Origin of the sequence: Actinomadura bangladeshensis, assembly GCF_004348335.1 — a bacterium.
Taxonomy (GTDB): domain Bacteria; phylum Actinomycetota; class Actinomycetes; order Streptosporangiales; family Streptosporangiaceae; genus Spirillospora; species Spirillospora bangladeshensis.
This window is the reverse complement of sequence record NZ_SMJW01000435.1, coordinates 1-3,802: the sequence shown is the minus strand read 5'-3', so window position 1 is coordinate 3,802 and position 3,802 is coordinate 1. Positions and strand designations below refer to the sequence as shown.

The 3,802-nt window shown below is 65.3% G+C and carries 3 protein-coding genes; 1 reads left to right on the top strand and 2 read right to left on the bottom strand.

The window, feature by feature from the left end; all coding sequences use genetic code 11:
- Positions 1 to 148 precede the first annotated feature (148 nt).
- Together E1284_RS39330 and E1284_RS39325 are read right to left on the bottom strand one after the other, a co-directional pair.
- Positions 149 to 1,129 carry a helix-turn-helix domain-containing protein gene (locus E1284_RS39330; protein WP_131945221.1) on the bottom strand — a complete coding sequence of 327 codons (981 nt, stop codon included), beginning with the start codon at positions 1,127 to 1,129 and terminating at the stop codon, positions 149 to 151.
- Positions 1,130 to 1,442: 313 nt separating this feature from the next.
- On the bottom strand, positions 1,443 to 1,625 hold the full coding sequence (locus E1284_RS39325) for a hypothetical protein (protein ID WP_165965610.1): 183 nt from the start codon (positions 1,623 to 1,625) through the stop codon (positions 1,443 to 1,445).
- A 380-nt stretch (positions 1,626 to 2,005) separates the two neighbouring features.
- Between E1284_RS39325 and E1284_RS39320 the strand changes: the two genes are divergently transcribed.
- Entirely contained in the window at positions 2,006 to 2,380 is a 375-nt protein-coding gene (locus E1284_RS39320) for a hypothetical protein (protein WP_131945219.1), read from the top strand.
- Positions 2,381 to 3,802: the final 1,422 nt, after the last annotated feature.

Genomic DNA, 3,802 nt, shown 5'->3' with positions numbered 1-3,802 from the left:
CCGCCACCCACCGAGTCGATGTGGCGACACCACCCAGATTAGACACGGGACGGCCGAGCCCGTCCAGCACCAGCGCACCCCTCACTGCAGATGCCATCGGCGCGGTCGCGGCGGGGAGCCGAGTTGGAGAGAGCCAGGCCACCGGCAGCTATGGCCTTGGTCGTGTCGGTGCGCAACGCCGACGGTGCTCACCTGGGGGAATTCCGTACGCTGCTTTGAACACCCGGCTGAAGACGGCGGCGTCCTGGAATCCCCATCGTGCACCGACGTTCGCGACGGTGCGGTTGATCAGGCGAGGGTCGGCCAGATCAGCGCGGCAGCGCTCGAGACGCTGTCCGCGGATGAATTCACCGACGCTGAGTCCCTCCTGGTGGAACAAGCGATGAAGGTGCCGCACCGAGATATGGTGCGCTTCGGCGATGAGCGTGGGTGATAGGCGTGGGTCGTGTAGATGGACAAGCGCGAACGCTTTGACCTGCTGCAGGAGGACCCGCTGCCGGGTCTGCGGAGGTATCAGATGTGCGGCGTCGCTCGTCGCTGCGAAGAGGGTGGCCATGAGACCGATGACCACCGCATCCAGGCGCGTGCATTCGTCTGGGGTCAGCGTCTTGGCGTTTTCGAGAGCCCCTTCGAGGAATCGGCAAAGCAGCGCCGCCGCGCCGGACGTCGACCGGACGGGCTGCGCCACCCTTGATCGCAGTACCTGTTCAGGCAGGGGCAACGCTATCCGCGGGACCTGCAGCAGAACCGTCCGACACGGGACGCCACGGTCCAGGATCTGCGATTGAAACGGTCGGGACGTGTCGTAAAGAACCAGATCACCGAGTGACGGCTCGGCACGGCTACGGCTTTGCTCCACCCACATGGACCCTCTGGACACCAGCGTCAACATCCATCGCTCTGGATCGGAGTGCCGGATCAACCGCGGAGTGCGCCTGGATCCCATGTCATCGAACTCAAGCTCTGTCACACTCGCGGACCCGAACCGAAGCAGTTTCACGGCCGCGTAGAAGTCGCTTCGGTGGGCGCTGTGCACAATAGTGGGGACGACTTCTTGGGCGGCCAGATCGCACCACCAGTCAAACCGGTCGGAAACCGGCAGGTCCAGGCTGCACTGCTGCTTCAGCATCAAGGCGCACCGTCCCTCGCTTCACCTTCCGACCACGCCGACTTCACGTCTCGGTGCAACGTTCGAGCGGCTTCAACTGGATCACGGTATCCATCTCACCGAGACAAGAAATCGAAGTGATACCTTCAGGGCCGATATGCCGTATGACCGTTGTCCAAAGAGGACGACTGATACAACATCACACCGGCGGTTGCTAACACGATAGACAGAAGGCCCACTCCAGGGCTAGTGCGCAAACGAAAAGCTCCGGTAGCCGCACCCCTCTTTGATCAATGATGCCTGCACCACTCTGACCCGTTCATCCCGATATCTATCATTTCAGGCAGGGCAGTCCACGCGCGATAAGCGTGCCCATCTCCTGCACATAGCTCTGCTGGGCGCCAACAGCAAACATGAGCCAGAATGTCACGTAAAAACTAGCAAGTGTTTCTTTTTCGACAAAGTCGATACCTCCGGAGGCATGGCGCCCAGCGTCAACGGCCTGGTCTCTCAGCATCAATGACAGGCCGAACACGTGAATGTGACGATCGGCGTATGAAGCAAGTCAGCGAGAGCATCGGCCCTGGCAGGCACCGCAAGCGCAGAAGCACGGGCGGATGTTCGGACCTGCGAGTACTTCGTCACCGCGTGGCATGGCATCCGTGGAAACGTCGGAGGACGGGTCGAGTACCGCGCCGGACCGCGTCCGGCGCGGGGAGGACAAACACCTCCCTCGTTGACCACCGATCGCCATCGAGAGAGGCAGGCCGGCGGCAGACCATCGGCCGGAGCCACGCGAGCACAAGAGAGGGCTCGTCTGGGCCAGGGGCCCACTACCTGCCGAGACGACCGTATCCGCCACAGCACCACTCACAAGATCAACAGAAGGAGAACACCATGGTGATGAGTGCAATGCGCAAGCCGACCGCGCCCGCCGCGGAAACTCACGAGGGCGCGAGGCCGCCGACCGCGAGGAAGGTCCTCATACTGGGGTCGACCCTCGCACTGGCACTGGGCGTCCTGGCCACGCCGGCTCAGGCCTTCACCAGCGCCGAGACTGACGCGGCGACCACCGCTGCCACGCTGTCCAGCGGAACCGCCCAGGAGAGGACGGCCACCTGGCACTTCTGGAAGAGCTACTGGACGAAGAGCGACTGCTACGTCGCCGGTCTCAACGTGAAGGCTTCCAACCCTCGCTACAAGGCGGCCATGTGCGTCCCCGGGCGCGGCACCGACAAGAAGCCGAAGTGGCACCTGTACATCCTCTACTGACGGTCTGCGTCGTCATCGCAACCGCACCTGATGCGTCGCGGCGGCCTCTCCGAGGTCGCCGCGACTCGCGAAACTGGTACACCCTCGGGGTCCGAGTGAAGAACACACACGTCCGAATCTGATGCAACTTCTAGGGCTCAGGAAGCAGAGCCGGCTTCTATATCTCCCTTCAGCGCACCCGCATCCACGGCTACCAAAAGGTGATGTGGAACGGTATGCGGCGAGGGCGTCAGGGATCTCGTTCGCGGGCTTACAGGTGCTGCCGCCGCGGGCCGGGATCGTGACCCCTCCCGGCCGCTCTGACGACCGCAGGCCGGCGACCGGACCCGTGAGGCTGCCTGCAAAATCCTGCTCTGCCTCGGGTCGGGCTGCCGCCTGGAGACAGCGGAGACTGCCGAGTGCGGGTGCACGGCGCCCACATGATGAGCAACAGCGGCGTCACCGCGCGGGTCTGCGGACTCCACCAGCGGGACGTGCTGTGCCGCCGAGCGTGGGAGGCCTGCTCGCCGAGCCGGCTGCCGACCTGTCGGGGGGCGACCCGGCTGTTCCCGCCGACCATGGCGCAGCGCAAGACCAGTTTGGTCAGCAGCCTTGCATCCAGCGCCCGCAAAGCGCCCGACGCGCCACCAGTCAAGGTCGTCGGCTGTGTGGCACCTGGCTGGTCGTCTGATCGACGGTCGGGTCAAAACCGACGTCATCGCGAGGGCCGCCGACGGCTCTCTGAAGTCCCACCGCCGACCCCCGCCAGCCTTGCGGGCAGGAACACAATGAAGCGGGCGACGCCGAGCATCCTGCACATGACCACGGGTGGGACATCTTCCGAGAAGACCGCGTCCGATTCAGCGACTTGTGGGTCCGCCGCGCTGCCGAGTCCGTCGAGATCTGCGCCATCGCCGACGAAATCGAGGCCCTGATCGCCAAAGCGACCGGGCGGTTCCAGAGGACTGGCGACACCGCTTCAGATCCCGAGCGACCCCGCGATATCACCCGGTTTCGAGGCCGCCCACGCAGTCGTCCTGCGCCGGAACACGAGCAAGAGGCTGTGGGAATACGACGCCGCTCTGGCCGTCGCCGCAGCCCCCACCGCGACGCGCAGCCTATGCCAGACGGCACTCACCATGGGATTCGTCCTCGGCCATCCCGGCCCGGCGCCAATGGCATCGGGGTCCTGGAAGACATCCAGCGCCGCGGGCACCCCGCTGGAACCCGGCACCGACCCGAGCCTGCGCGAGGTCGGCCTGGCTCGCCACGCTGCCCGACCCTGATGGAGAACCCCACCGCCGCGCCCGGTACAAGACACGCACATCACCCCGCTCGCACCCTGGGCCACCGACAGCGCAAGCATCAGCAAGAGCGCCGGCCAGCGGAGGGGGCGAGGGGGCGGAGCCCCCAGGAAGCGAGCGCCAGCGAGCGCTCGGGGGG

Bases quoted from the DNA above. Each gene is read 5' to 3' on its own strand.
- E1284_RS39330 (WP_131945221.1), bottom strand. From the start codon at position 1,129: ATGCTGAAGCAGCAGTGCAGCCTGGACCTGCCGGTTTCCGACCGGTTT.
- E1284_RS39325 (WP_165965610.1), bottom strand. From the start codon at position 1,625: ATGCTGAGAGACCAGGCCGTTGACGCTGGGCGCCATGCCTCCGGAGGT.
- E1284_RS39320 (WP_131945219.1), top strand. From the start codon at position 2,006: ATGGTGATGAGTGCAATGCGCAAGCCGACCGCGCCCGCCGCGGAAACT.